The organism is Rhodovulum sp. PH10 (assembly GCF_000293785.1).
In the GTDB taxonomy this organism is placed as follows: Bacteria; Pseudomonadota; Alphaproteobacteria; order Rhizobiales; family Xanthobacteraceae; genus Rhodoplanes.
The window spans coordinates 1-416 of record NZ_AKZI01000243.1 but is presented as its reverse complement, the minus strand read 5'-3'; the positions used below and the strand labels follow the sequence as shown (position 1 = coordinate 416).

Sequence of the window (416 nt, the reverse complement as noted above, 5' to 3'; positions counted from 1 at the left end):
CCTCGAGCACGCGCACGCCGGCATCGATCATCTCTGCCGTGATTTTGGGGCGCTGACGTTTCCGCCCGCGAGAACCGTTCGACGGCAGGTCGCGCGCGGCATCCTGGGCGATCGAGCTCGCTCGCGGCCGGGCCGGGTCGTGACGAGGATCGGCGTCGTCCGCATGGCGCGAACGCGCGTCGGAGCGCCGAGCCGGGCTTTTCGGTTCTTCGTCGATGACGTCGCAGGCCATGCCGGGACCCTCGTGGCGGATTCGCCGGCCAGTATGCGGGACCGCGTTACCGTGTCATCCCCGAAATTGGGTACGCGCATGGCCGCGGAGAAAGTGGTGGTTCCGCGAAAAGGTAATGCCCCGTCACTCCAGCGGAAACCGTCGGGCGCGGACCTTTGTCAGATATTCGACATGGCCCTGCACA

At 66.8% G+C, this 416-nt stretch carries 1 protein-coding gene; it reads right to left on the bottom strand.

Features of this window, described 5'->3' with window-relative positions:
• Window positions 1-232, bottom strand: a 232-nt coding sequence (locus tag A33M_RS21810) for a hypothetical protein (RefSeq protein ID WP_040622691.1), incomplete at its 3' end; no start/stop codon positions are given.
• Between the last annotated feature and the right edge of the window lie 184 nt (window positions 233-416).